The following is a 26,080-nucleotide window of genomic DNA, read 5'->3' as shown; positions in this document are numbered from 1 at the left end:
GCATCCCCGTGCGCGCGTACCCGTCCAACTTTCGGGATCTTGGTTTAGGCTTGTGAGCCGTGCCTGTTTATGCGGCCTACGGCAGCAACATGGACCCCAAGCAGATGGCGGAGTGGGCTCCCCACTCGCCCATGCGAGGAACGGGCTGGCTCTCGGGCTGGCGGCTCACCTTCGGCGGCGAGGACGTCAGCTGGGAGGGCGCTCTCGCCACGATAGTCGAGGACGCCGACGAGCAGGTATTCGTCGTCCTGTACGACGTGCCGGAGTGGGACGAGGCGTCCCTCGACCGGTGGATGGGCACCGACCTCGGCCTCTACCGCAAGCTCCGGCTCCGGGTCGCGACCCTGGAGGGCGACGTGCTCGCCTGGTCGTACGTGCTGGACTCCTACGAGGGCGGGCTGCCGTCGGCGCGATACATCGGCATCCTGGCCGACGCCGCCGAGAAGGCGGGCGCACCCGACGACTACGTCGCGTGGCTGCGCACCCGCCCCTGCAAGAAGCTCGGCGACTGACACGAGCCCGGCACTTATCCGCCGGGTTCATGCACTTCTGTACCCTCAGCAAAGTGACCCCATATGACCTGGCGGCCGAGGCCGCGACCACGCTGAGGAACCTGACCGGCATCCCTTCCTTCGACGTCGCCCTCGTCATGGGCTCGGGCTGGGTCCCGGCCGCGGACGCGATCGGCGAGACGGTCATCGAGCTCGCGGTGACGAAACTGCCCGGGTTCTCGCCTCCCGCGGTCGCCGGTCACGCCGGAACGGTCCGCGCGGTGCGCACCGCCGCCGGGCTCAACGCCCTGATCTTCCTCGGGCGTACGCACCTCTATGAGGGCCGCGGGGTGGAGCCGGTGGTCCACGGGGTGCGCACGGCCGTCGCGGCCGGGGTGCGCACGGTGGTGCTGACCAACGCGGCGGGCGGGCTGCGGCCGGAGACCCAGAAGGTCGGCGACCCGGTCCTGATCAGCGACCACATCAACCTCACCGGCAGCAACCCGATCACGGGTGCGACGTTCATCGACCTCACCGAGGTCTACTCCAAGCGCCTGCGCGACCTCGCCCGCGCGGTCGACCCCACGCTGTCCGAGGGCGTGTACGTCGCCTTCCGCGGCCCGACGTACGAGACGCCCGCCGAGATCCGCATGCTGCGCACGCTCGGCGGCGACCTGGTGGGCATGTCCACCGTGCTGGAGGCGATCGCCGCCCGGGAGGCCGGGGCCGAGGTGCTCGGGATCTCCCTGGTCACCAACCCCGGCGCGGGCCTGGTGGGCGAGCCGCTCAACCACGAGGAGGTCCTGGAGGTCGGCCGGGCCACGGCCGCCCGCATGGGCGTCCTGCTCGCCCAGGTCGTCGACAAGCTGTAGGGGGTATCCATGTCCGATCTCGTACGGCTCGCCGAAGAGTGGCGCGACCAGGACCCCGACCCCGAGACGCGGGCCGAGCTCGACGCGATCCTGGAACGTGACGATCGGGCCGAGCTGGAGGCCCGCTTCGGCGCGAAGCTGGAGTTCGGCACGGCGGGCCTGCGCGGCGCGCTCGGAGCCGGGCCCAACCGGATGAACCGGGTCACCGTGATGCGGGCGGCCGCCGGCCTGGCCCGCGTCCTCGGGCCGGGACGCCACGTGGTGATCGGCTACGACGGGCGGCACAAGTCCGACGTGTTCGCCGCCGACACGGCCCGCGTGCTGACCGGGGCGGGCCTGCGCGCCTCGGTCATGGCCGGCAAGTGGCCCACCCCTGTGCTGGCGTTCGCCGTACGCCACCTGGGCGCGGACGCGGGCGTCATGGTCACCGCCTCGCACAACCCTCCCCAGGACAACGGCTACAAGGTCTACTGGGGCGACGGCGCGCAGATCGTGCCGCCGATCGACCGGGAGATCTCCGAGGCCATCGACGCGGTCGGCCGGGTGGACGCACTGCCGCTGGGCGACGGCTGGCAGACCCTCGGGCACGACGACATCGTCGTGCCCTACCTGCGGGCCCTGACCACGCTCCCGATCGGCGACGCCCGCGAGATCTCGGTCGCGTACACGCCGCTGCACGGCGTCGGCGGCGCGACCGTGTCCGAGGCGTTCCGCGTGGCGGGCTTCGAGGTGCCGGTCATGGTGAGCCGGCAGGCGATGCCCGACCCCGACTTCCCCACCGTGGCGTTCCCCAACCCGGAGGAACCGGGCGCCATGGACCTCGTGCTCGAACTCGCCGCCGCGACCCACGCCGACCTGGTGATCGCCAACGACCCGGACGCGGACCGCTGCGCCGTGGGCACGCCGCTGCCGGACGGCGGTTATCGCATGCTGACCGGCGACGAGGTGGGCGGCCTGCTGGCCGAGCACGTGCTGCGGCACACCTCGGGCGGCGACCGGCTGGTCGCCACGTCGATCGTGTCGTCGTCGCTGCTCGCCAAGATCGCCGCCGCCCACGGCGTGCGGCACGCCGAGACGCTGACCGGCTTCAAGTGGATCATGAAGTCGGGCCCGGGGCTGGTCTTCGGCTACGAGGAGGCGCTGGGCTACAGCGTGGGCTCGGACGCCGGGCTGCCGGTCCACGACAAGGACGGCGTGGGCGCCGCCCTCACCGTGGCCGGGATGGCCGCCATGGCCAAGCGTGACGGCAGGTCGCTGCTCGACCTGCTGGACGACCAGGCCCGCCGCTATGGCCTCCACGCGACCACCCAGCTCTCCGTCCGGGTCGAGGACCTCTCGTTGATCGCCAAGGCCATCGAGCGCCTCCGTACGCACCCACCCGTGCACCTGGCGGGCCGTACGGTGGAGTCGGCCGAGGACCTGTCCCAGGGGGTGGCGGGACTGCCGCCGACCGAGGGGCTGCGCTACCGCCTGTCGGGCGACGCCCGGATCGTCGTACGGCCCAGCGGCACCGAGCCCAAGCTCAAGTGCTACCTGGAGGTCGTCGTGCCGGTCGAGGGCGACGACGTCGCAGCCGCCCGGGCGCGGGCCGCGCGGGACCTGGAGGACCTGAAGAAGGACCTCTCCCTCGCCCTCGGTCTGTGACCCGTCCGAAGACGCAGTTTCCGGCCGGTGGCGTGCCACCGGCCGGAAACACGGACCCGCCGGGGGCCACACCGGCTACTGGCGGGCCGCGACGGCCTCCTACTGGCGGGCGCCCACGGCTTCGGCCGGGCGGGCGCGCAGAGCGAGACGCGCGGGGAGGCTCGTGGCGACCAGGGCGAGCGCGGCCACCGCGGCGATCACCAGTGCGTAGCCGGCCGGCGGGATGTACGACAGGGCCGACCCGGTCATGCCCCTGCCGAAGGCCGACAGCGTGACCAGCGTGATGCCGGTCCCGGCGAACACGGAGACGATCAGCGCGGTCAGGGTCTCCAGGCGGAGCATGCGCAGCACCTGCCGCCGGGTCGCGCCGACCAGGCGCAGCAGGGCGAGCTCGCGCGACCGGTCCGTGGTGGACATCGCCAGCGTGTTGACCACGGCGATCGCGCTGAACGCGATGATCAGGCCCATGGCCACCTAGTGGCCCATCACCGAACCTCGGTCGGGTAATTGATCTCGGTGGGTGTACCCGTCAGGCTGGCTGCCTCTGCGATGTTGGGAGGTGGTCGTGGCTCGCCGACCGGAGGTGTTCGTCCGGCCGTTGACGATGGAGGAAGGCCGCAGACTGCAGCGGATCACCAGGACCGCGAAGGATCCGGTGAAGCTGCGGCGCGCGATCGTGGTGATGATGTCCGGCCAGGGTCAATCGGTCCCGGACATCACCTCGTTGATGCAGGTCAGCGACGGCTACGTCCGTGATGTCATCCACGCTTTCAACGAGCGGGGGTTTGAGGCGCTGGACCCAAAATGGAGCGGGGACCATCCGCGAGCGATCAGTGAGCGGGTGCGTAAGCACATCTGCCTGATCGCCACGACGGTCCCCGCCGAATGGGGTATCAGCGGGCAGTCCACCTGGAGCCTGCGCACGCTGGCCGAGCACCTCATCACGCGCGGGGTGGCGGCGGCGATCAGCCGCGAGCACCTGAGGCGGATCCTGCGCGCGGGCGGGGTGAGCTGGCAGACCACCACGACGTGGAAAGCCTCCACCGACCCCGACTTCATCGCCTAGTACTCCAGTGACACTTCGCGATCTTCGCGGTTGAGGTGGCATGGGAACGGCCACCACGTGATCATTCGGAGTTTGTGAAGACATCTGAAGATCGCGTGATGGCCGTGGCCGACAGCGTAGACCCCGACCGCTGGATCGTCACCCTCAATGAGCTCTGATGACGCGGATCGCGCACCGGTTCGGCCGCATCGAGCCACGTCGCGCGGCGAACGCCTACGTCCGGGGCCTGTTGTCCGGCGTCGAGCGGAAGAACTGCTGGAACCTGGCCGAACACGCCGGGCTGAACGGCCCGCAGACCATGCAGCGCCTGCTGCGCACCGCGCGCTGGGACGCCGAGGCCGTCCGCGACGACGTCCGCGGCTACGTGAGCGAGCACCTCGGCGCGGGCGGTGTCCTGATCGTGGATGAGACCGGCTTCCTCAAAAAGGGCCTCCGATCGGCCGGCGTGCAACGCCAGTACACCGGTACCGCCGGCCGGATCGAAAACAGCCAGGTCGGCGTGTTCTTGGCCTACGCCACCCCGCGCGGCCGCGCCTTGATCGATCGCCGTCTGTACCTGCCCGAGCACTCCTGGCGGGCCGACCAGTCCCGCTGCCGCTCCGCCGGCGTCCCGGACGAGATCGCCTTCGCCAACAAACCCGCCCTGGCCGCGCAGATGATCGCCGCCGCGTTGGACGCCGGGATCGACGCACCCTGGGTGACCGGCGATGAGGTCTACGGCCAAGATCCGCGCCTGCGCGCCCTGCTGGAAGCGCGGCAGGTGGGGTATGTGCTGGTGATCGCGGGCACGGCCCGCATCCGGTGCGAGGGCCTCGACTGGAAGGCCGCCCAGATCGCCGCGCACGTCCCAGATGGGCACTGGCACCGCTACAGCGCCGGGCGTGGCGCCAAGGGACACCGCTGGTACGCCTGGGCCTGGACCCGCATCGACACCCACCGGCCCGGTCACCGGTGGCTGCTGATCCGCCGCAATCCGGTCACCGGGGAACTGGCTTTCTACCGCTGCTACGCACCCACCCCGATGCCGCTGGCCGCCCTGGTGCGCATCGCCGGCATCCGATGGACGGTGGAGGAGTCCTTCCAGGCCGCCAAAGGCCAGGTCGGGCTGGACCACTACCAGGTCCGCAGTTGGGACGGCTGGCACCGCCACATCACGTTGGCGATGCTCGCCCTGGCCTTCCTCGCGGCCCTGGCCGCCTCCCAGCCCGACGACGACCACGCGCATCTGCCCTTGACCATGCCCGAGATCCGCCGCCTACTGGCCGCCCTCACCCTTACCCGACACCGCCGCACCGAGGAGATCCTGCACTGGTCACACTGGCGACGCCGCCATCAAGCCACCGCCCGCCGATGCCACTACCAGCGCAGATCCCACCCATGATCTCAATGTGTCACTGGAGTACTAGATGCAACGCGTCCTTCAGTTATACGATCACCCGCCCGCTGATGGGCGGGTGATCTGCCTGGATGAGTTCGGGCCGTTGAACCTGATGCCGCGCCGGGGCAAGCGATGGCGTCCGGCGAGGTCGCCAGCCCGGCTGCGGGCCACCTACAACCGCTACAACGGCGTCATGCACATGATCGCTGCGCTCGACCTGGCGAGTTCGAGGAGCGGCCCCGGTACCCCGAACCGCCGGCTGTTCTCGCGAACGGCGCGAAGGTACTCCAGTACACCCATAAGGAGGACCCGCAGCCGGAGCAGCACGCGTGGGGTTAGGCCATGTGGAGCACCGAGAACATCACCGTGTCCATGCCGTACGCGGTATGGCGGGTCTGCTATCGCGACGGGCTGTGGCATGCGACGGGCGGGATCTACTGCGCTTCGTACGAGCGGGCGCTGATCCGCTACCAGGAATGAATCGCGGACTGAGTATCAGCAAAATCTGCTGACATGCACAGAACAGCCCCCGGCAGTGATGCCGGGGGCTTTACCGTAGTCCCGCCAATGAACGGAGAAGCTAATGCGCGTACTTCGGGATCTCATAGTTGCGGCCGTTCTGGTCGTAATTTTAGCAATCGCCGCATTTGATGAATGGGTCGCGTTCGTCCCGTCCCGACCTCGAGCGCTTACCTCTACGCCGCCCCCCATCCCCACGGATGAACCGGCACCCACTCCGGCAGATGAACCGCCCCTAATCCCTACACAAGCACCATCCCCGCCCATTGCGCACGTACCGTCACGAGCCTTCACTAAGAAACCAGCCCTCGCGCCTTTCAAGCTTATCGGGGCAATTCGGCTTCCCGCCAGCGAAGCAGTCAACATCGACCTGGCTAAAGAGGTTCAGGAATGCACCATGGGTGCGGGCTATGAAGACATCCACGCGGGCACTCAGGTCATCGTTACCGACCAATCGGGAGAAATAATCTCCCTTAGCAAACTCACTGTAGGGGCTCTAGTGCTGAATGGAGACGAACCAATATCCGAGCAGCCCTGTAGTTTTCTATTCATTGCCACGGTCCCGAGTGGACGCACGGCGTACGGCATCGAGGTCGCTCATCGTGGCAAGGTGTTTTACACCGAGAAAGACCTGCGGTCCTCGGCGGCGGTCCTCAACCTAGGCTTTCCCGAAGAGAGGAGCGGGTAGCGATGGGGAAACTCACCGCTCAGCACATGGCAGTCCTGGACGGGCGCTCCGGATGTACATAGGACGGCCAGGCGGAAGCGGAGCAGCACTTACAAGCTGGCCAGGAAGCGCCTCGATCTCACCACGCAGACGAGGGCTGGGCCACCTGCGGCAGGCGGAGGGCCGCCTAGCTTACGTGGAGCCCGCCGAGGAGTTGCGCCGAGAACTCATGACCTGGCAACTGAACAACGACATTCCGATCGCGAAGGGAAGGGAATCGTGGCAGTTTGGCAAATCACGAAGAGGATATTCTTCGTCACTGTGGCCCTGTTCTGGATCGGCACTTTGGTCGCCAAGGTCCTGCGGGCATTCGGATACACAGGCTGAGGCCGCCCGTGCTGGTGCCGCTAGGCGCTGTTCGCTTTCAGGGCTGGCCGCCGAACACTTCGTCGCGGAGCCGTACGGTATCCAGCAGCGTAGGGGCCGGCGCGTTCTTGGCCTGCTCAACCGTCAGGGTCCCACCCACAGGGGTTCGAGGACGAACATCGCGCGCTGCACGAGCCGGGTGAGGCCGAAGACGACCAGCGAGATCAGCACCACGGTGATCGTCGCGTCGGCCGTCGCCCCGCCGCGGGCGGCGTCGATCAGCGCCGCGCTCGCCACCACGAACGACGCGAGCACGCGCGCGGTATCGCGATGGGCACGGGTCAGCAGCAGCGCACCGGCCAGGAAGCCGAGGATCCCGGTCGAGACCCCGCCCGCGACGGTCGCCGTGTAGACGAGGACGGCCTGCACGGCGAGCAGCCACCACGTCCTGACCTTCAGCAGATAGAGGACCTGCACGCCGAGCACCGCCAGCGCGATCGGAGCGCCGGCGATCACGTAGACGCTCGCGAGCGCGGCGAGCACAACGACGACGATCACTCGTTCCAGACGCACTCAGACCCCTCCGGCAGACGATTGCCGCCCCGGCGTCGCACGGGCGGCCTTTGCTCCCGGTCCGGCTACGTGATCAGGAGACGACGAAGGCGGCCACGACCAGGACGATCGCGGCGGCGACGGCCGCCAGGGCGGACGGCGACCAGGTGACACGGGTCTCGCCGGACGAGCTCTCGCGGCGGGACCGGCTCATCTCGGTGAGCTGGTCGGCCACCCAGTCGGCGTGGGTGCGGGCGCCGACGGCCTCGGCCGCCGCCCGCTCGGCCTTGTTCGCCGACTTGGCCGCCTTGGCGGCCCGTCCAGCGGCCCTGACCCGCTCACGGGCCGTCGCCTGGGGCGTCCAGCAGCGCACGGTCGTGTCGCCCGACTCGATCACGATGGCGTTGGTCACGGACACGTCGTCCACGCCGCTCCAGGGGACGTAGGCGTTCCGCAGCACGTTGCGCACGCGGACACCGCCCTCCTCCACGATGACGGCGGGCCGCAGCGCCATCACGAAGACCAGCGCCGTGATGACGCCGAGCACCGCGCCCGCGATCAGCGCGCTCGGCAGGTGGCCGTGGGCCGTCAGGTCCCACACGTTCCACGCGGCGAACAGCATCCAGAGCCAGCCGAGGAGCCAGGCCGCTTTCGATCGGTAGACCTGCGGCTTCACGCGTGCCACTTCATCTGCGCGTAGCCGGGCTTGATCACGCCGTTGATCAGCGCGAGCCGTTCGTCGAACGGGATGAAGGCCGACTTCATCGCGTTGACCGTGAACCACTGCAGGTCGTCCCAGTCGTAGCCGAAGGCGTCCACGAGCTTCGCGAACTCCTGCGACAGGCTCGTGTCGCTCATCAGCCGGTTGTCGGTGTTGACCGTCACCCGGAAGTGCAGGCGGCGCAGCAGGCCGATCGGATGCTCGGCGATCGACGGGGCGGCCCCGGTCTGCAGGTTCGACGTCGGGCACATCTCCAGCGGGATCCGCTTGTCGCGGACGTACGCCGCCAGCCTGCCGAGCTTGGCCTCGCCGTCGTCCGGCACCGTGATGTCGTCGATGATCCGCACACCGTGGCCGAGCCGGTCGGCGCCGCACCACTGGATGGCCTGCCAGATCGACGGGAGCCCGAAGCCCTCCCCCGCGTGGATCGTGAAATGGGCGTTCTCCCGCTGGAGATACTCGAACGCGTCCAGGTGCCGTGTGGGCGGATAGCCGGCCTCGGCCCCGGCGATGTCGAACCCGACCACGCCGAGGTCCCGATAGCGTACGGCGAGCTCGGCGATCTCCATCGAGCGGGCCTGGTGGCGCATGGCCGTCAGCAGGGTGCCCACCCGGATCCGCGGCTTGCCGTCGGGCCCGGCCGAGCCGAGCCGGAAGCCTTCGAGCACGGCCTCCACGACCTGATCGAGCGACAGCCCCCGCGAGGTGTGCTGCTCCGGGGCATACCGGACCTCGGCGTACATCACGCCGTCGTCCGCCAGGTCCTCGGCGCACTCCGCGGCCACCCTGACCAGCCCCTCGCGGGTCTGCATCACGCCGACCGTGTGCGAGAACGTCTCCAGGTAGCGCTCCAGCGACCCGGAGTCGGCGGCGTCCCTGAACCAGGCCGCCAGCTCGCCGGGGTCGTACGTCGGCAGGGTGTGGCCGCAGTCACGGGCGAGGTCGATGATCGTCTCCGGACGCAGCCCGCCGTCGAGATGGTCGTGCAGGAGCACCTTGGGCGCCCTGCGAATCTCCTCCAGCGTGGGCAGCCTGGTCATGCCCCCTCCTCGCCGCCGTCGTTCTTCCGGCAATCCTAAGCTGGCCGTCCTACTCGTCGCGGTTGGCGGTGTCCGGGGAGAACGCGGGCAGGCAGACGGCGACGTACTCCGCGCCGGACGGCCCGGAGCTGTAGCGGATCTTCTCGCCGGGCTCGCTGACGAACGCCTGGCCCGCCTCGACCACGGTGGTGCCGCCCGCGTGCTCCACGATGACCGACCCCTTGAGCACGAGCGTGTACTCGGCGAACTCCGGGGTCTGCGCGGGCTCCTCCCAGCCGGGCGGGGCGACCATGTGCGCGATGGAGAGCTGCTCGTCGCCGCTGTTGACGCGGCCCACGTATTCGTCAATGACCTTGCCGCCCGGCACCGGAATGCGGGTGGGGCCGTCGATCCTCCTGACCATGCCGCCCAGTGTGTCAGTAGATCCGAAATAGCGTCATATAGGCCCATCCGCACTACGCTTGAGCGGCTGCAGAGGCGGACGAGACCGCCGGGCCGGGAGTGCGAACGTGAAGCCGTACGGACGAGGAGCCGCGGTGAGAGATCTGCCGGGATTCGACGCCTTCGCGGCGGACCAGGCCCAGCCGCTCGCCCGTACGGCCCTGTCGCTGACGGGTGACCCGGAGGCCGCCCGCGCCCTCGTGGTGACCGCGCTCTCGGTCGTGGCGGCCAGATGGCGCACCGTACGCTGGTCGTTTCCCGCCCACGCCGCCCGTGAGGCGCTGTACGCGGCCTATCTGAAGCGTCCGCGTGCCCGGAAGGCGGCACCCGGGACCGGGCGCCTCGATCCCGGCTCGGACGCGGCGGCCCTCGCGGAGGCGCTGACCGCGCTGACACCGCGCCGCCGCGCCCTTGTCGTGGCGTGCTTCCACGACGGGGACACCACCTGGCAGGCGGCGAATCTGTGCCGCGTGGACGCCCGGACGGCCAACACCGAGACCGTGCTCGCCGTCGCCGAGCTGCGCAGTCGCCTTCCCGCCTCCTTCGTGGAGGTAAGCCCGCCGAAGCCGGCGGATCCCGCAGCGGCGGAGCGGGCGATGGAGGCGGCCCCCGACGAGACGCCCTCGAAACCCGCCGTAAGCGCCCCGCCCCCAGAAGCGCCCGCATCGGAGGCCCGCGCATCGGAGGCCCGCGCATCGGAGGCCCGCGCATCGGAGAGCCCCACTTCAGAAGGCTCCGCTTTCGCGGACTCCGCTTGCGAGGGCTCCGCTCTGGAGAGGGCCGTTTCAGAGAATGCCGCTTCCCAGCAGATGCCGCCGGAGGCGGACCGGTGCCACACCGCGCCGGACGACGATGCGGAGACCGGTGGCGGCGCGCGTGGCACGGCCCCCGGCCCGTCGCCGACCTCGTGGGCGTCGCCGTCCCAGGCACCCACCCCCACACCGACCCCATGGACGTCACCGTCCCAGGCACCCACCCCCACACCGACCCCATGGACGTCACCGTCCCAGGCATCCAGCGCCACTCCAACCTCATGGGCGTCGCCCTCTCAGGCGTCCGGCTCCGCGTCCACACCTTGGAGCTCGCCGTGGCAGCCGGGCCACGCCGCCGGGCCGCCCGCCGGGCCCGCGTCCTACGGCGCACCCCCGGAGACCTGGTCCGGGGGGAACACGCCTTCCGCGACGCCGTTCGCCCCGCCCGCCACCCCTGCCGTACCGCCGGGGAGCAGCGGTCCCGGCGACCGCGGCGACGGTCCGTGGGAAGCGGCGCTGCGCAGGGAACTGGCCGTCCTGTCCGCGCAGATGCCCGCGCTCGATCCCGTCCCTCTCACCGCCGAGGCCGCACGGACCGGGCGGCGGCAGGGCACGCGACGGCGCGCCCTGGTCACCACCATGAGCGTCACACTCTCCGCTCTGGTCATCGTCCCCCTCGCCTTCGGCGCGGCCGGCCTGCTCGGGCGCGCCGCGCACAGCACGGACGGCGCCTCCCCCGGCGTGCTGGACGAGAGCGACGCGGCTCCCACGCTCCCGCCGTCCCTGCCCGCCCCCGTACGCTTCGCCTACCGGGGGTTCTGCACAGCGGACGACTGGGACGCGTTCACCCAGGAGTTCGCGGAAAACGGCTGCGCCCAATGGCGAGTTGTGGCGACCACGGGCGGTCAGTGGCGTGTGGCGGACGTGTCCCCCGCCCTCAGCGACGGATGGCAGCCCCTCCTCGCGATCAGCGGGGACGGCAACCGCCTGGTCTACTTCAGCGCGGCCTCGTCCGACTTCGTCATGATCGACCGGCGCGACACCACGACGAGGAGGACCGACCTGGTCCCGCTCGCCGAGGAGGTCTCGCCGGAGGAGACCCACGTCGTCATCTCGCCCAGCGGGCGGTGGATGGCCGCCGACTTCGGCCCGGCCGCGGGGGCGCTCCATCCACGGGTGCAGAACCTCACGAACTATCACGTCCGGACGTTGCCCCGCCGGATGCGGGTCCTGGCCGTCTCGGACAACGGCACGGTGACGGGCACGGCCGCATGGGACACCGACACGGTTCCCGGGCGGCTCACCACGACCGTCCTGCTGCGGATGCGGCCCGACGGGCGCATGCTGAGCCGTACGCCGATCGACTCCGCGCTGTTCGAGGCAGGCACCGCGGTCTCCCCGGACGGACGCGCCGTCGCCGTGGCGGCCGAGCGCGCCCACCCGGCCGAGGGCGACCACGGCCAGTTGGTCACGATCGACTCCGTCACCGGCAAGGTGCTCACCCGGCGTGAGGCGGCCCTCCCCGAGGACACGCACATCTTCGCCGTACGCGGCTGGGCGGACGAGCACGAGGTGATCGTGGAGGCGGAGCGGATCAGCGACGACGACGAGGACGACGCGGAATATTCGGTCTACGCCATCGACGTGCGCACCGGAGCCGCGCGGCCGATAGAGCTGGACGAGGCGGGCGGTGTGCCCGCCCTCTGGGTCCCCGGCACGATGCGCTGACCCGGACGCGCACCGCCCTCGACACGCACTGGCCCGATCACGCGGTGGCCCCGGCGCGCCCGGACATGGTGTCCCCGGATGCGCACCGCCCTCGACACGCACTGGCCCCGACATACACCCCCCTCGGCACGCACTGGCCCGGACACGCGGTGGCCCCGGCGCGCCCGGACATGGTGTCCCCGGATGCGCACCGGCTCAGCCGCCCTGACCAGGAAGGTGGCGGCCGGGCGTGCGGGAAGGGGCGCCCCGGCGCGACCGGGACGCCCCTTCCTCTGACGGCGGTGGGAAACGTAGGGCGGGTCAGACCGTCTCCAGCACCGCCTCCTCCCGCGCCTCGGCCGGCCGCCGCCGGGACCGGAGCCCGGTGAGGGCGATGGCCAGGCCGACAAGGGCGAACCCGGCCGAGACCAGGATCGCTGCGCGGAAGTGGCCGATCGGGTCGCCGCCGTCCGCCCCCGAGGTCAGGACGGCGGTGACGATCGCCAGCACCACGGCTCCGCCGACCTGGCCTGAGGTGTTCAGCAGGCCCGAGGCGAGTCCCTGCTCCTCGTCGTCGACCCCGGCGGTCGCCTGGATGTTGAGCGACGGGAACGACAGCGCGAAGGCGATGCCCAGCAGGACCATGCCCGGCAGCACCATCGCGAGCAGGCTGGGGTGAAGATCCACCCGCAGGAACACCGCGTACCCCGCGAGCAGCGCCACCGAGCCCACCACGATCAGCCGCGCGGTGCCGAAGCGGTCGGCGAACCCGCCCATCGTGGTGGAGGTGAGCGCGACCAGCAGTCCCGCAGGCAGGAACGCGAGGGCGGTCTGCAACGCGCTCCAGCCCAGCAGGTTCTGGAAGTACTGCATCGCCACGAACTGGAAGCCGACGTACGACCCGAACAGGATGACCAGGCCGATGTTGGCCCGGACGAGTGGCGCGGAGCGCAGGATGCCGAGCCGGACCAGCGGGTGCCGCACCCGGCGCTCCAGCCAGACGAACAGCCCGATCAGGGCGGCGGCCCCGGCGAGGGACAGCACGGTGCGCACCGCGCTCACCTTGGGCGCCTCCACGACGGCGAAGACCAGGAGCAGCATGGCCGCCGTGATGGTCGCGGCCCCGAGGAGGTCGTGGCCGCCTTCACCGCGTTCCTCGCCCCGCTGGAGCAGCCGCGTTCCGGCGATGAGGGCGATGATCGCGACGGGCACCGGCATGAAGAACGTCCAGCGCCATCCGATCTCGGTGAGCAGGCCGGACAGGACCAGCCCGAGCGAGAAGCCGCAGGCGCCGCAGGCGGTGAAGATGCTCAGGGCCCGGTTGCGTGCGGGCCCTTCGGCGAATGTCGTGGTGATGATGGACAACGCGGCGGGCGCGGTGAACGCGGCGCTGACGCCCTTCACGAAGCGGGCCGCGATCAGCAGGGTTCCGTCGGTCATCAGCCCGCCGAGCAGCGAGGCGGCGGCGAAGACGACGAGGGCGGTCAGGAACACCCTGCGGCGGCCGAGCAGGTCGGCGGTCCGGCCCCCGAGCAGCAGCAGACCGCCGTATCCCAGCACGTAACCGCTCACCACCCACTGCAGTGACGAGGTGGACATCCCGAGATCGGCCTGGATGGACGGGAGCGCCACCCCGACCATCGACACGTCAAGAGCATCGAGGAACACGACGGCGCAGAGAACGGTGAGGGCACCCCACAGGCGGGCCCCCCAGCGCTCGTCCCTAGTGGAGGAAGTCATGACAGGGGAACTTACATGCACACGCATTCAATGCACAAGCAAATAATGCGTTTGCATCTAATGTGTGTGCATGGTATGGTCGCGCCGAGAAAGGCGGTCTCGCATGAACGACATCGACACCGGCTTTGTGGTGATGGCCTGGCGCGAGCTGCTCGCCCGGCACGCGGAGGTGTCGTGCGCGCTGGAGCGTGAGCTGAGCGACAAGCACGGGCTCGGCGTGAGCGAGTTCGAGGTGCTTGAGCGCCTCGTGGAGGCAGACCGGTCCTCTCTCTGCGACGGGCCGGACGGGGCCAAGTTCCGCGTGCAGGAGCTCGCCGGCCAGGTTCACCTGAGCCAGAGCGCGCTGTCACGCCTCATCGCCCGGCTGGAACGCGAGGGCCTGGTCGGCCGCGCGCTGTGCGAGGCGGACCGGCGCGGGGTCTTCGTGCAGCTCACCGAGGAGGGACGGCGACGGCACGCGGAGGCGACCCCCACGCATCGGGCCGTCCTGGCCGAGCACCTGTTCCCCCACCTCGTGAACGCCGGCTACGCGCCATCCGTCCCGGACGAGGCCCCCCGCCCCGTCTGAGCCCTCATGTGACGAAGAGAGCCGGCCCGCTGAGCACGCGGGCAGGCGCGGAACCGGCGGGCTCAGGCGATCAGGAGCGGCACGCCGTCCACGTCGACGAGCGCGCCGTTCGCGTCCACCAGCGCGCCGTCTCCTGTCACCTGCGCGCCCGCCTCGATGAGCCGGAAAGCCGCCTCCTCCGGGTCGTCGGCGGCGATGGCGACGTGCCGGAAACCCCGCCGACACGGGTCGGGAGTCCACGGGCTCGCGGTCGTGGGAGCGGTGAACGTGAAGACCTCCAGGACCGCCTCCCCGGCCAGCAGATATGTGATCAGGAAGCCGCGCGGGTCCTGGTCCTGCGATATCTGGCCGATGACCTCATAACCGAGCCTGTCCCGATAGACGGCGAGCGCGGCGTCGAGGTCGGCGGACGTGACCGCCACGTGGTCGAAGACCGGCGGCGCCGTACGCGGCCTGCTCAGGGCGGCCAGCCGTTCCCGCTCGGCCAGGTCCGGCGAGGCGACCCGGTGATACCGGAGGTAGCCGGACGTGATCTCCAGATGGGTGCCGTCCGGGTCCTGGAAGAACGCGATCCGCACGCCGCCGACCGCGTCGAGAGGTGGCAGCGTGAAGGGCACCCCGGCGTCGCGGACGCGCTCGGCCCGCAGATCGACGTCGCCGACCTTGAAGCCGATGTGCCGGATGCCGCGCTGGAGGTCGTCGTTCACCCAGCCGCCGAGATCGCCTTCCGTCGTCTCGACCAGTTTCAGCAGTGCGGGCCCGGCCGAGAGCCATGCGACGCCGGGCGCCGCGGCCGGGCCCTCCGCTGGAGCGAGATCCAGCAGGTCGCGGTAGAAGTCGAGCGAGCGGACCAGATCGGCGACGCCGATCTCGACATGACGGATGCCTTCGTGATCTGACACGGCTCCCCAACCTACCCCCGGCCCCTCCGCGTCCCGAGCGGTCCCGTACGGCGAAGCCCGCCGACGCCGGTGACCGTGCCGGGGCGGACCTCGGCGGCCGGGCCGGGCCGCAGGCCGGGAGCCAGTGCGAGGGTGACCACGACGGAGGCCACCGCCATCGCGCCCATCGCGGCCGGGGCCGAGGTGGTCTGAGCCACCGCCCCCGCGATCGCCGCGCCGACCCCCTGCATGGTCAGCACGCCCGACGACTGCAGCCCGAGCGCCTGCCCGCTCATCTCCTCCGGGGTGACGGACATGAGGCGTTCCTGGAGCAGCAGGCTCGCCGAATATCCGGCCGAGGCGAGCATGACGGCGGCCAGCGCGACCGGCAGGGACGGGCGGAGCAGGAAGACCAGGTAGGGCGCGGCGAGCAGCAGCCGCAGCGGAGCGCTCAGCCGCTCGCGCCACCACGAGGGGACGAACCGCCCCAGCAGCGTGTCACCGGCGAGCATCCCGGCGGCGGCGCAGGCGAACAGCAGCCCGGCGTGCGGGGGATCGTAGGCGACGTACAGCGACTCGCAGCCCACGATCAGGCCGTTCGGCACCCACAGGGCCAGATAGAGCCGGCGGCGCAGCCCCGACGACCAGAGCACGCGGTTGACCCGCCACGTCTCCGCCGGAGAGGGCCGTCCCTGCGCGCGGGGCGGGCGGCCGGTGAGCCCCCACCGGGCGACGGCCGCCGCGACGAGGTACAGCCCCGCCCCGGCGAGCAGCGTGCCGCGCGGGGACAGCGCGGTCACGAGCACGCCTCCGGCGACGAAGCCGACGATCTGCTGCACGCCGACCGACATGCTGAGCACCGAACGGCCGAGCAGGTAGCCGTCCCTGGGCAGGATCTCGTTGAGCAGCCCGAACCGGACCCCGCCGCCGAGGGAGGCGGCGAGCCCCATGCCCAGGACGACGGCGAACACCGCCCACAGCGGCAGACCGGGAACGGCGAGCGCGGCCGTGCCGGCGCAGTGGACGAGCGCCAGCGCCGTCATCGCGGCACGCGGGGGCAGCCGGTCGGCGGCCGACAGCAGCACCGTCGCCCCGAGCACCTGTGCGAAGGACGAGCCGAACATGCTCAGGGCCGACAGCAGCGGCGACCCCGTCGCCCCGTAGACGAGCGTGCCGAGGGCCAGGCCGCTCACGGTTGAGGCCGCCACCTGCGCGGACGCGGCGGTGAACAGGGGTGTGTATTCAGGCGTGCGGAACAGTTCCCGATAGGTACGCATGACGGGAGCCTCGATCACCGCCGCGCACCGCCGTTATTGTTTCGCGGGGAGGCGAAACATGGGCTGGTGGCTGGCCGACTCCGACACCCTCGCGGAGAGCCGGTTCGTGATCTCTCCCCTGGCCGAGGCCACCGCCTGCCTGTTCACCCTGGAGAGGGCGTCGGCGGCGCATCCCGGCGAGCGGGAGTGGCTCGACACCCATCTGCCCGCCTTCCGCTCCCGCCTGGCCGGCGACCCGATCACGGCGCTGCTGCTGAGGGCCGCGCGGGGCCGCAACTGGACCGCCGACTTCCTCACTCCCGCTCCGACCGGCGAGGGCGAGCCCGCCTTCGAGGAGGAACTGGCCCGGGTCCGCGCGACCCCGCCCGAGACCGCGTACGCCGACATCGAGGTGGCGCTGCGCGGTCCGTTGCCGGGGCCGCTGCGCCGCACCGACCTGGCCGACCGCGCGGCGGATCTGCTGGATTGGGTGTGGACGCACACCGTGCTGCCCGACTGGCCGCGCCGCCGGCGGATCATGGAGGCCGACGTCGTCGCCCGCGTGGGCCTCATCAGCCAGGGCGGCTGGGCCGCCACGCTGAACGACATGCGCAAGGGGATGCGCTGGCTCGGCGGCGACCGGCTGCAGATCAACACCTACGACTATCCGCCGAGGCGGATCGGCGGGGCGCGGCTGATGTTCGTCCCGGTCACTCCCCGCCAGGCATGGGCCGCCTGGACCGTGGGCCGCCACTACGCCCTGGTCTACCCCTGCTCGGGGACGCTGGCCGAGCCCGGCCGGGCGCCGGTGCCAGAGGCGCTCGGCAGGCTCCTCGGCCCGGCACGGGCGCGGGTGCTCGTGCTGCTCGCCGCACCGAAGAGCACGACGCACCTCGTGGCGCTGAGCGGCCAGGGCCTGGGCTCGGTGGGCCGCCACCTCAAGGTGCTCCTCGACTCCGGTCTCGTACGGCGGCGCCGGGCCGGGCGGTCGGTGCTCTACTACCGCACGCCCCTCGGCGACGCCCTCGTGGCGGGTGACACGGATGGTCGTTCGATGGAGTGAACCAACCTCGCCAACCCCAAGGCCCTGTGGTCTTCTTCGGCGTCCTGTTCGCCAGCCTGCTCCCGCACCGTACGGACCTCGTCACGCGGGCGGCCACCCTCGGCGCGATGCCGACCGTGGCGTTCGCCTGGTTCTCCGCCGTCGCCTTCCTGGCCGGCAGCCCGTGGATCACCAGGGGCTACCGGCGGCTGAAGAAGCGGCTCGACATGCTCACCGGCGGCCTGTTCGTCGGCATGGGCGTGCATGAGCGCGCTGCTGATCCCACGCTGACGCGAAGACTGCGACGCTCAGGCGGTGATGCGGTCGATCACCAGCGGCAGCAGGTCCGCGCCGCCGTCCTGGCCGATCTCGTACGCGCCCTCGAGCGCCTGGAGCGCCCGGTCGAACCTGGCGGCCTCGTCGGCGTACAGGGTCATCAGCGGAGCCCCGGCGCGGACCGTCTCGCCGGGCTTGGCGTGCAGCACGATGCCCGCGCCGGCGGAGACCGGGTCCTCCTTGCGAGCCCGTCCGGCCCCGAGCCGCCAGGCCGCCACGCCGACCTTGAGCGCGTCGAGCGTGCGCAGCGTGCCCGAGGCGGGGGCGGTGACAACGGCCGACTCGGCGGCCTTCGGCAGCGGCGCGTCCGGGTCGCCGCCCTGGGCGATGATCATGCGCCGCCAGGCGTCCATCGCCGAGCCGTCCTTGAGCGCCTCCTCCGGGTCCTTGGCGCCCGGGACGGCGGCGGCCTCCAGCATCTCCCTGGCCAGCCGTACGGTGAGCTCGACCACGTCGGCGGGGCCGCCTCCGGCGAGCACCTCGACGGACTCCTCGACCTCCAGCGCGTTGCCCACCTTCAGGCCCAGCGGGCGGTCCATCGCGGTGAGCAGGGCGACCGTGCGCACCCCGGCGTCGGTGCCCAGCTCGACCATCGTCCGGGCCAGCTCGCGGGCGTCGTCCACGTTCTTCATGAACGCGCCCGAGCCGGCCTTCACGTCGAGCACGAGCGATCCCGTGCCCTCGGCGATCTTCTTGGACATGATCGAGGACGCGATCAGGGGGATCGACTCGACCGTGCCGGTGACGTCGCGCAGCGCGTAGAGCTTCTTGTCGGCCGGCGCGAGGCCCGCGCCCGCCGCGCAGACGACCGCACCGGCCGAGCGGATCACGCCGAGCATCTCGTCGTTCGACAGCGACGCCCGCCAGCCGCGGATCGACTCCAGCTTGTCCAGCGTGCCGCCGGTGTGGCCGAGGCCCCGCCCGGACAGCTGCGGCACGTACGCGCCGCAGGCGGCGACCAGCGGGGCCAGCGGCAGGGTGATCTTGTCGCCGACCCCGCCGGTGGAGTGCTTGTCGGCCGTGGGCCGGTCGAGGGAGGACCAGTCCATCCGCTCCCCCGACCTGATCATGGCCTGGGTCCAGTCCGCGATCTCCCTGCGGTTCATGCCGTTGAGCAGGATCGCCATCAGCAGCGCCGACATCTGCTCGTCGGCCACCTCGCCCCGCGTGTACGCGTCGATCACCCAATCGATCTGGGCGGTCGACAGCTCGCCCCGGTCGCGCTTGACGGTGATGACCTCGATCGCGTCGAACCCCACGTTTCCCCCTTATCGCGACAAATCATCCGGGCCGAAGGCGAACGGCAGGAAGCCGTCCATCCGCATCGGCCCGTCGGGCGTCTCCACCAGCAGGTCGCGCCCGCCGTGCTCGAACAGCAGCTGGCGGCAGCGGCCGCACGGCATCAGCAGCTCGCCGTGGCCGTCCACGCAGGTGAAGGCCACCAGCCTGCCGCCGCCGCTCGCGTGCAGCGCGGAGACGAGCCCGCACTCGGCGCACAGCCCCAGGCCGTACGACGCGTTCTCGACGTTGCAGCCGGTCACGATCCGGCCGTCGTCGACGAGCGCCGCCGCCCCCACGGGAAACTTCGAATACGGCGCGTACGCGTGGGTCATGGCCTCGCGGGCCGCGACCCGCAGCGCCTCCCAGTCGATGCTCATTTCGCCTGCCCCCTTCGATACGGGACACCGTCGGCCGCCGGCATGCGCAGCCGTTGCGAGGCCAGCGACAGGACCAGCAGCGTGGTCAGGTGGGGGGTGAACGAGGTGAACTGCTCCGGCACGGTGTCGGTCACGGCGAACACCACGAACACCGCGATCGCCACGACCCCGGTGATCAGGGCCGCGCGCCCGCGCCGCTGCCGTACGAGCTGGTAGACCGCCACGGCGACGAGCAGCAGCGCGACGACGAGCAGCAGCGCGTGCACCGAGATGCCGCCCTGCCGGAGCTGGAGCGCGTCGGTGTAGCCGAACAGCGCCGCGCCGCCGGCGAGCCCGCCGGGACGCCAGTTGCCGAAGATCATGGCGGCGAGGCCGATGTAGCCGCGTCCGCCCGTCTGCCCGTCGCGGTAGATCCCCGCCGCCACCAGCGACAGGAACGCGCCGCCGAGCCCGGCGAGCACACCGGAGACCAGCACGGCGGCCCACTTGTACAGGTAGACGTTGACGCCCAGCGACTCCGCCGCGACCGGACGCTCGCCGCACGCCCGCAGGCGCAGGCCGAACGGCGTGCGCCACAGGATGTAGAACGACAGCGGCACCAGCAGGATCGCCAGGATCGTGAACCACGACACGTCCTGGGTGATGCCCCGCAGCACGCCCGCGAAGTCCGACAGGACGAACCAGTGCTTGGCCTCGACGGTCCGCAGCGGGTCGTTGAGGAAGCCCAGGCTCACCGTGCCCATCTTGGGCAGCGGCGGCGAGTTCTTCGTGCCGCCACCAGGCATGCCGTCGAAGACGAGCTGGGACAGATACTGGGTGAAGCCGACGCCGACGATGTTGATCGCCACGCCGGAGATGATGTGGTCGACGCCGAAGGTCACGGTCGCGACGGCGTGGATGGCCGCGCCCAGCGCCCCGCCGACGGCGCCGGCGACCACACCCGCCCAGGGGCTGTGGAACTGGATGGCACCCCAGGCGCCGAACCAGGTGCCGAGCACCATCATGCCTTCGAGGCCGATGTTGACCACGCCGGCCCGTTCCGACCACAGGCCGCCGAGACCGGCGAGCCCGATCGGCACGGCGAGGCCGAGCGCGGCGCTGACCGTGCCCGCCGAGGTGATGTCGTTCGCCCCGGTCACCAGCCGCGCGATCGACAGCAGCACCACGAGCCCGGCCAGGCCGAGCAGGAGCACCGGGCCCGACAGCCGGAAGCGCCGCACCGGGGCCGCCTCGACCGGGCGTTCGACCGGGAGGTCCGTCGCCGTCATGCCGTCTCCTCGATTCCGTCCGGCCTGGTTGTCATGCCGTCGCCTCCGCCTTCGGCGCCTCCTGTGGCGCGGCGAGCTCGCGGCTGACCCTGCGCTGCTCCGCGACGATGCGGTAGCGGTGGACCAGCTCGTACGCGATGATCACGGAGAGCACGACGACGCCCTGCATGATCTGGACGATCTCCTTGGAGATGTCGAGCAGCTGGAGCTGGTTGGACGAGTTGTCCAGGAAGCTCCACAGCAGCGCGCCGACCGCCATGCCGACCGGGTTGTTGCGGCCGAGCAGGGCGATCGCGATGCCCGTGAAGCCGAGACCGGCCGGGAAGTTGTTGCTGTACTTGTAGGAGGCGCCGAGCAGCTCCGGCATGCCGATCAGGCCGGCGACCGCCCCCGACATGACCATCGTGACGACGATCATCTTCTTCACGCTGACACCGCTGGCCACCGCCGCGGACTCGGACTTGCCGGTCGCCCGCAGCTCGAAGCCGAACCGGGTGCGGTTGAGCACCACCCAGTAGGCGATGCCGAGCAGGACCGCGACCACGATGAACCCGTTGACGAGCACCGGCGTGCCCGCGATGAGCGGGATGCCGGGCATGTGCGCGTCGTCGGGGATGGGCCTGGTGCCGAGGTCGTTGCCGGTCAGCACGCCGAAGTGCTCGCTGACCAGCCACGAGCCGAGGCCGGTGGCGATCGCGTTCAGCATGATGGTCGAGATGACCTCGCTCACGCCCCGGTAGACCCGGAGCAGACCGGCGATCGCGGCCCACAGCGCGCCGACGACCACCGCCACGACGATCACGAGGACGATGTTGAGCACGCCCGGCACCACGGCGGCGCCGCCGAGCCCGGCGGCGATCACGGCCGCGAGCCGATACTGGCCGTCCACGCCGATGTTGAAGAGGTTCATCCGGAAGCCGACGGCCACCGCGAGCGCGGAGATGTAGTACATGACCCCGGTGTTGAGGATCATGGCCATCGACCGCGGCTGGGTGCCGTACTCCGCGAGGGTGGTGAACGCCAGCACCGGGTCCTTGCCCGCGGCGACCAGGACCACCGACGTGATCAGCACGGCGACGACGACCGCGATGAGGGGTGCGACGACGGCGAGCCAGCCGCTCAGCTTCACCCGGCCGAGCACCCGGTCGAGGAACCCGTTCATACCGTCTCCTCCCCGGCGCCGGTCATCGCCGAGCCCAGTTGCTCGGGGGTCACGTTCGCGGGATCGACGTCGGCGACGATCCTGCCGCGCAGGATCACCTTGAGCGTGTCGGACAACCCGATCAGCTCGTCGAGGTCCGCGGAGATCAGCAGCACGGCCAGCCCGGCGGCGCGCGCGGTGCGCAGGTGGTCCCAGATGGCGGCCTGCGCTCCGATGTCCACACCCCGGGTGGGGTGGCTGGCGATGAGCAGCACGGGATCGCCGCTCATCTCCCGCCCGACGATCAGTTTCTGCTGGTTGCCGCCGGACAGCGTGGCCGCGTCCACGTCGATGCCGGGGGTGCGCACGTCGTACTCCTCGACGATGCGCCGCGTGTCGGCCCGGGCACCGGCGCGGTCGATCCACGGGCCCTTGACGTTGGGCCGGCGGGTCTGGTGGCCGAGGATGCGGTTCTCCCAGAGCGGCGATTCGAGCAGCAGGCCGTGGCGGTGGCGGTCCTCGGGGATGTAGCCGATGCCGCCCGCGCGCCGCTTCAGCGTGGACCACTGGGAGATGTCGGCGCCGGCGAGCGTGAGCGCGCCCGCCTCGCAGGGGCGCATACCCATGATCGCCTCGACGAGTTCCGCCTGGCCGTTGCCCTCGACGCCCGCGATGCCGAGCACCTCGCCCTTGTGGATGTCGAAGCTCACGTTGTCGACCACCGGCCGCCCGTCGCCGGTGCGCACGGTCAGGTCGCGTACGGACAGGGCGACGACGTCGGTGACGGTCGACTCGCGGGTCTCGGGGCTGGGCAGCTCGCTGCCGACCATGAGCTCGGCGAGCTTGCGGGAGGTCACGTCCTTGGGGTTCACGGTCGCCACGGTGGTGCCGCGCCGGATGACGGTGATCTCGTCGGCCACCCGGAGGACCTCGTCCAGCTTGTGGGAGATGAACAGGATCGTCAGCCCCTCGCGGACCAGGCCGCGCAGGTTGTCGAACAGCTCGTCCACCTCGTGGGGCACGAGCACGGCGGTCGGCTCGTCCAGGATCAGGATGCGGGCGCCCCGATAGAGCACCTTGAGGATCTCCACCCGCTGGCGGTCGCCGACACCCAGGTCCTCGACCGGCACGTCCGGCTGCACGCCCAGGCCGTACGCGTCGGAGATCTCCTTGATCTTCTTGCGTGCGGCGGCGAAGTCCAGGGCGAGGCCGCCGCGGCGCGGCTCGCTGCCCAGGACCACGTTCTCCAGGACGGTCAGGTTGTCGGCCAGCATGAAGTGCTGGTGGACCATGCCGATGCCCACGGCGATGGCGTCGGCGGGGGTGTGGAAGCCCACGGGCGCCCCGTTGACGCGGATCTCGCCCTCGTCTGGGCGCTGCATCCCGTACAGGATCTTCATCAGCGTGGACTTCCCCGCGCCGTTCTCGCCTACGAGGGCGTGGATGTGCCCCTTGGCGACGCGGAGGTGGATGTCGCTGTTGGCGACGACTCCCGGGAACCTCTTGGTGATCCCGGTGAGTTCTACTGCGGGTTCCGTGGCGGTCGCGGCGGTAATGTCGGCCTCCTCTTCGCGGAGTGCCCGGTGCGGTCAAGTGATAGTGAGAGTAGAGCAAAGGGCCCGGGGCGGGTGCCTCCGGGCCCCTCGAATGCGCAGGTCAGGACGTCGGGACCGTGATCTCGCCGCCGACGATCTTCTGCTTGTACTCGTCGATCTTCGACTTGATGTCGTCGATCTTGCCGCCGGTCGTGGAGTAGTCCACGCCGCCCGCCTTGAGGTCGTAGACCGAGGGGCCGGACGTGACCGTGCCGTCGATGTACTTCTTGAGGAAGTCGAAGACGGCCACGTCGACCTTCTTGATCATCGAGGTGATGATCACATCCTTGAAGTCGGCGTACGCCGGGAGCGCCGCCTGGTCGGAGTCGACGCCGATCGCCATCGCGTTCGCGGCCTTGGCCGCCTCGAAGACGCCCGCGCCCGAACCGCCGGCCGCCTGGTAGACCACGTCCGCACCGGCGTCGTACATGCCCTCGGCGGCCGTCTTGCCCTTGGCCGGGTCACCGAAGCCGCCGAAGTCCGGGGGCTGGGTGAGGTACTTGGTCTGGATCTTGATGTCCGGCTTGACGGCCTTCGCGCCGGCCTCGTAGCCCGCCTCGAACTTGTGGATCAGCGGCACGTCGACGCCACCCACGAAGCCGATGTTGCCCTTCTCGGACTTCAGCGCCGCCGCGACGCCCACGAGGAACGACCCCTGCTCCTCGGCGAACATCAGGTTCGTGATGTTGTCGCCCTTGGCCGCGTCGTCGTCCACGATGGCGAACTTGACGTCGGGGAACTCCTTGGCGACCTTCGCCACGGAGCCGGAGTAGGCGAAGCCCACCGCGATGACCGGGTTGTAACCCCCGGACGCGAGCAGGCGCAGCCGCTCCTCCTTCTGTGCGTCGGTCTCGCCCTGGGTGGCCTCCAGCTCCTTCTTCTCGACGTGAAGCTCCGCCTCGGCCTTGTCCAGGCCGGCCGCGGCCGCGTCGTTGAAGGAGCCGTCGCCACGGCCACCGATGTCGTATGCCAGGCCCACCTTGACCTGGGAGGCGGCAGGCGCGCTGGACGCGTCGGCCGAAGCTCCGGTCGTGGTGGTGTCGTCGCTACCCCCACAGGCGGCGGCGGCCATGAGCAAGGCGCCGCTCACCGTGGCGGCGGCCAGTCTGCTAACTCGATTGCGGAGCAAGGTCGTGACTCCCCTTCCGTTCCCCGCCCGTCTGACTCTCGTCGCACGCACGCAGGAACGCACGGCAACCCTGCACGGAAGATAGTTGTTTGACCTGCATCGACCAAACCCGCACCGCAGTCCGCAACATGTCCGTTATGCAGCGCAGTCCACACCGTGACCAGGGCGTCAGCCTGGGGAAACCTTGACCCGGCCGTGGATGATCTCCTGCTTGAGCAGCTCCAGACGCGGCTGGATGTCGTCGATGTGGCCGCCGGTGAGGCTGTAGTCGACGCCGCCGCGCCTCAGGTCGTACACGACCGGGCCGCTGGTCACGGTGTGGTCGGCGACGCCGGCGAGGTAGTCGTAGACCGCGACGTCGATCCTTTTGATCATCGAGGTCATGATCACGTGGCGCACGGCCGGGTCGGCGCTCTTGGCCTGGTCGTAGTCGACGCCGATGGCCCACGCCCCGGCGTCGTTCGCCGCGCGGAACACCCCGGCCCCCGAGGCCCCGGCGACCTGGTAGACCACGTCGGCGCCGGCCCGGTACATGCGCCGTGCGACCTTCTCCGCCTTGTCGGGCCGGTAGAAGCCGTTCAGGTCGTGCGGGCCCGTGAGGTAGGCGATCCTGATCCGCACCCGCGGGTTCACGTGCTTCACGCCCTGGACGTAGCCGACCTCGAACTTCCTGACCAGCGGCGACGGGTTGCCCCCGACGAAGCCGACGTCGCCGGTGCGCGACTTCATCGCCGCCGCCGCGCCCATCAGGAACGACCCCTGCTCCGAGGCGAACAGCAGGTTCGTGATGTTGGGGCCCTTCACCGTGGGCTCGTCGACGATCGCGAACCGCGTCCTGGGAAACCTCGGGGCGATCCGCGCCAGCGCCGGTGCGTACGAGTATCCGACCGCGATGATCGGGTCGTATCCCGCCGCGGCGAGTGCCCGCACCCGCTCCACCTTGCGGGTGGCGGGCTCGCCCGGCGCGGCCTCGACCTCACGCACCCGCATGCCCTTCAGGTTGCGCTTGGCCTCGTCGACTCCGGCGGCCGCGGCGTCGTTGTACGACTGGTCGCCCCGTCCGCCGATGTCGTACACGAGCCCGACCTGCAGCGGACGTGTACGCGGGGTCGCCGTGCTCACCTCGCCGCCGCATCCCGCGACGGCGGTCACGGCGGCGGCGACGGCGCCCGCCATCACCGCCCGGAACGCCCGCAATCGGACCTCCATCCCGGAATTGTCCCAACCTCGCGATACCCGCTGGGCGTCCA

Annotated in this window: 24 protein-coding genes; 9 read left to right on the top strand and 15 right to left on the bottom strand. The window is 70.8% G+C overall.

The window, feature by feature from the left end; genetic code table 11:
* The first annotated feature begins 59 nt into the window (after window positions 1-59).
* The 3 genes from OHB01_RS16825 to OHB01_RS16815 are packed head-to-tail and all read left to right on the top strand — an operon-like array spanning window position 60 to window position 3,007.
* Window positions 60-512: a gamma-glutamylcyclotransferase gene (locus tag OHB01_RS16825; RefSeq protein WP_142646542.1), complete on the top strand. Its 453-nt coding sequence runs from the start codon at window positions 60-62 to the stop codon at window positions 510-512.
* A 53-nt stretch (window positions 513-565) separates the two neighbouring features.
* On the top strand, window positions 566-1,363 hold the full coding sequence (locus OHB01_RS16820) for a purine-nucleoside phosphorylase (RefSeq protein ID WP_396689086.1): 798 nt from the start codon (window positions 566-568) through the stop codon (window positions 1,361-1,363).
* Window positions 1,364-1,372: 9 nt separating this feature from the next.
* Entirely contained in the window at window positions 1,373-3,007 is a 1,635-nt protein-coding gene (locus tag OHB01_RS16815) for a phospho-sugar mutase (RefSeq protein WP_147945376.1), read from the top strand.
* 99 nt (window positions 3,008-3,106) lie between these two features.
* Here OHB01_RS16815 and OHB01_RS16810 read toward each other — a convergent pair whose 3' ends face one another.
* Window positions 3,107-3,475 (bottom strand): FtsX-like permease family protein, encoded by a 369-nt coding sequence (locus tag OHB01_RS16810; protein ID WP_147945375.1) that lies wholly within the window; start codon window positions 3,473-3,475, stop codon window positions 3,107-3,109.
* Window positions 3,476-3,566: 91 nt separating this feature from the next.
* Between OHB01_RS16810 and OHB01_RS16805 the strand changes: the two genes are divergently transcribed.
* The 3 genes from OHB01_RS16805 to OHB01_RS16795 all read left to right on the top strand — a co-directional run bounded on the left by OHB01_RS16805 (window position 3,567) and on the right by OHB01_RS16795 (window position 5,931).
* The gene (locus OHB01_RS16805) at window positions 3,567-4,073 is read left to right on the top strand and encodes a helix-turn-helix domain-containing protein (protein WP_328708331.1); all 507 of its coding nucleotides are present in this window, start codon (window positions 3,567-3,569) and stop codon (window positions 4,071-4,073) included.
* Window positions 4,074-4,230: 157 nt separating this feature from the next.
* On the top strand, window positions 4,231-5,454 hold the full coding sequence (locus OHB01_RS16800) for an IS701 family transposase (protein WP_328855623.1): 1,224 nt from the start codon (window positions 4,231-4,233) through the stop codon (window positions 5,452-5,454).
* 339 nt (window positions 5,455-5,793) lie between these two features.
* Entirely contained in the window at window positions 5,794-5,931 is a 138-nt protein-coding gene (locus OHB01_RS16795; protein ID WP_187280834.1) for a hypothetical protein, read from the top strand.
* 1,216 nt (window positions 5,932-7,147) lie between these two features.
* Here OHB01_RS16795 and OHB01_RS16790 read toward each other — a convergent pair.
* The 4 genes from OHB01_RS16790 to OHB01_RS16775 form a co-directional block, all read right to left on the bottom strand.
* Window positions 7,148-7,576 carry a hypothetical protein gene (locus OHB01_RS16790; RefSeq protein ID WP_147945092.1) on the bottom strand — a complete coding sequence of 143 codons (429 nt, stop codon included), beginning with the start codon at window positions 7,574-7,576 and terminating at the stop codon, window positions 7,148-7,150.
* Between the two features lie 73 nt (window positions 7,577-7,649).
* Complete coding sequence (locus tag OHB01_RS16785; RefSeq protein ID WP_328855622.1) at window positions 7,650-8,231, bottom strand: PH domain-containing protein; 582 nt, start codon at window positions 8,229-8,231, stop codon at window positions 7,650-7,652.
* On the bottom strand, window positions 8,228-9,316 hold the full coding sequence (locus tag OHB01_RS16780; protein ID WP_328855621.1) for an adenosine deaminase: 1,089 nt from the start codon (window positions 9,314-9,316) through the stop codon (window positions 8,228-8,230). The genes OHB01_RS16785 and OHB01_RS16780 overlap by 4 nt, the downstream gene beginning before the upstream one ends.
* 49 nt (window positions 9,317-9,365) lie before the next feature.
* Window positions 9,366-9,719, bottom strand: coding sequence for a cupin domain-containing protein (locus tag OHB01_RS16775; protein ID WP_147945091.1), 354 nt, complete (start codon window positions 9,717-9,719; stop codon window positions 9,366-9,368).
* Between the two features lie 133 nt (window positions 9,720-9,852).
* Here OHB01_RS16775 and OHB01_RS16770 point away from each other — a divergent pair, with 133 nt between their 5' ends.
* A complete protein-coding gene (locus OHB01_RS16770; RefSeq protein ID WP_328855620.1) occupies window positions 9,853-12,237 on the top strand; it encodes a hypothetical protein in 2,385 nt (794 codons plus the stop codon).
* A gap of 300 nt (window positions 12,238-12,537) precedes the next feature.
* On the opposite strand, the gene OHB01_RS16765 is transcribed toward OHB01_RS16770, so the two are convergent.
* Entirely contained in the window at window positions 12,538-13,956 is a 1,419-nt protein-coding gene (locus OHB01_RS16765; RefSeq protein WP_328855619.1) for an MFS transporter, read from the bottom strand.
* A 103-nt stretch (window positions 13,957-14,059) separates the two neighbouring features.
* Here OHB01_RS16765 and OHB01_RS16760 point away from each other — a divergent pair, with 103 nt between their 5' ends.
* Window positions 14,060-14,524 carry a MarR family winged helix-turn-helix transcriptional regulator gene (locus OHB01_RS16760; RefSeq protein WP_142646564.1) on the top strand — a complete coding sequence of 155 codons (465 nt, stop codon included), beginning with the start codon at window positions 14,060-14,062 and terminating at the stop codon, window positions 14,522-14,524.
* Between the two features lie 62 nt (window positions 14,525-14,586).
* On the opposite strand, the gene OHB01_RS16755 is transcribed toward OHB01_RS16760, so the two are convergent.
* Together OHB01_RS16755 and OHB01_RS16750 are read right to left on the bottom strand one after the other, a co-directional pair.
* Window positions 14,587-15,426, bottom strand: coding sequence for a VOC family protein (locus OHB01_RS16755; protein WP_142646566.1), 840 nt, complete (start codon window positions 15,424-15,426; stop codon window positions 14,587-14,589).
* A gap of 11 nt (window positions 15,427-15,437) precedes the next feature.
* A complete protein-coding gene (locus OHB01_RS16750) occupies window positions 15,438-16,682 on the bottom strand; it encodes an MFS transporter (protein ID WP_205830008.1) in 1,245 nt (414 codons plus the stop codon).
* A gap of 58 nt (window positions 16,683-16,740) precedes the next feature.
* Here OHB01_RS16750 and OHB01_RS16745 point away from each other — a divergent pair, with 58 nt between their 5' ends.
* On the top strand, window positions 16,741-17,724 hold the full coding sequence (locus tag OHB01_RS16745) for a winged helix-turn-helix domain-containing protein (RefSeq protein ID WP_328855618.1): 984 nt from the start codon (window positions 16,741-16,743) through the stop codon (window positions 17,722-17,724).
* Window positions 17,725-18,011: 287 nt separating this feature from the next.
* On the opposite strand, the gene OHB01_RS16740 is transcribed toward OHB01_RS16745, so the two are convergent.
* The 7 genes from OHB01_RS16740 to OHB01_RS16710 all read right to left on the bottom strand — a co-directional run bounded on the left by OHB01_RS16740 (window position 18,012) and on the right by OHB01_RS16710 (window position 26,039).
* Complete coding sequence (locus tag OHB01_RS16740) at window positions 18,012-19,298, bottom strand: thymidine phosphorylase (protein ID WP_142646570.1); 1,287 nt, start codon at window positions 19,296-19,298, stop codon at window positions 18,012-18,014.
* 9 nt (window positions 19,299-19,307) lie between these two features.
* Entirely contained in the window at window positions 19,308-19,697 is a 390-nt protein-coding gene (locus tag OHB01_RS16735) for a cytidine deaminase (RefSeq protein ID WP_142646572.1), read from the bottom strand.
* The gene (locus tag OHB01_RS16730) at window positions 19,694-20,965 is read right to left on the bottom strand and encodes an ABC transporter permease (protein ID WP_147945087.1); all 1,272 of its coding nucleotides are present in this window, start codon (window positions 20,963-20,965) and stop codon (window positions 19,694-19,696) included. Before OHB01_RS16730 ends, OHB01_RS16735 begins: the two co-directional genes overlap by 4 nt.
* Window positions 20,966-20,996: 31 nt before the next feature.
* A complete protein-coding gene (locus OHB01_RS16725; RefSeq protein WP_142646576.1) occupies window positions 20,997-22,127 on the bottom strand; it encodes an ABC transporter permease in 1,131 nt (376 codons plus the stop codon).
* Complete coding sequence (locus OHB01_RS16720; RefSeq protein ID WP_142646578.1) at window positions 22,124-23,662, bottom strand: ABC transporter ATP-binding protein; 1,539 nt, start codon at window positions 23,660-23,662, stop codon at window positions 22,124-22,126. The genes OHB01_RS16725 and OHB01_RS16720 overlap by 4 nt, the downstream gene beginning before the upstream one ends.
* A gap of 100 nt (window positions 23,663-23,762) precedes the next feature.
* Window positions 23,763-24,791 (bottom strand): BMP family lipoprotein, encoded by a 1,029-nt coding sequence (locus OHB01_RS16715; RefSeq protein WP_261986007.1) that lies wholly within the window; start codon window positions 24,789-24,791, stop codon window positions 23,763-23,765.
* A gap of 207 nt (window positions 24,792-24,998) precedes the next feature.
* Window positions 24,999-26,039, bottom strand: a complete 1,041-nt coding sequence (locus OHB01_RS16710; protein ID WP_205830010.1) for a BMP family lipoprotein — start codon at window positions 26,037-26,039, stop codon at window positions 24,999-25,001.
* Window positions 26,040-26,080 lie beyond the last annotated feature (41 nt).

Source organism: Microbispora hainanensis, assembly GCF_036186745.1.
GTDB lineage: Bacteria > Actinomycetota > Actinomycetes > Streptosporangiales > Streptosporangiaceae > Microbispora.
Note: the sequence above shows the minus strand (reverse complement) of the source record. Positions and strands in the feature narration are given on the sequence as shown.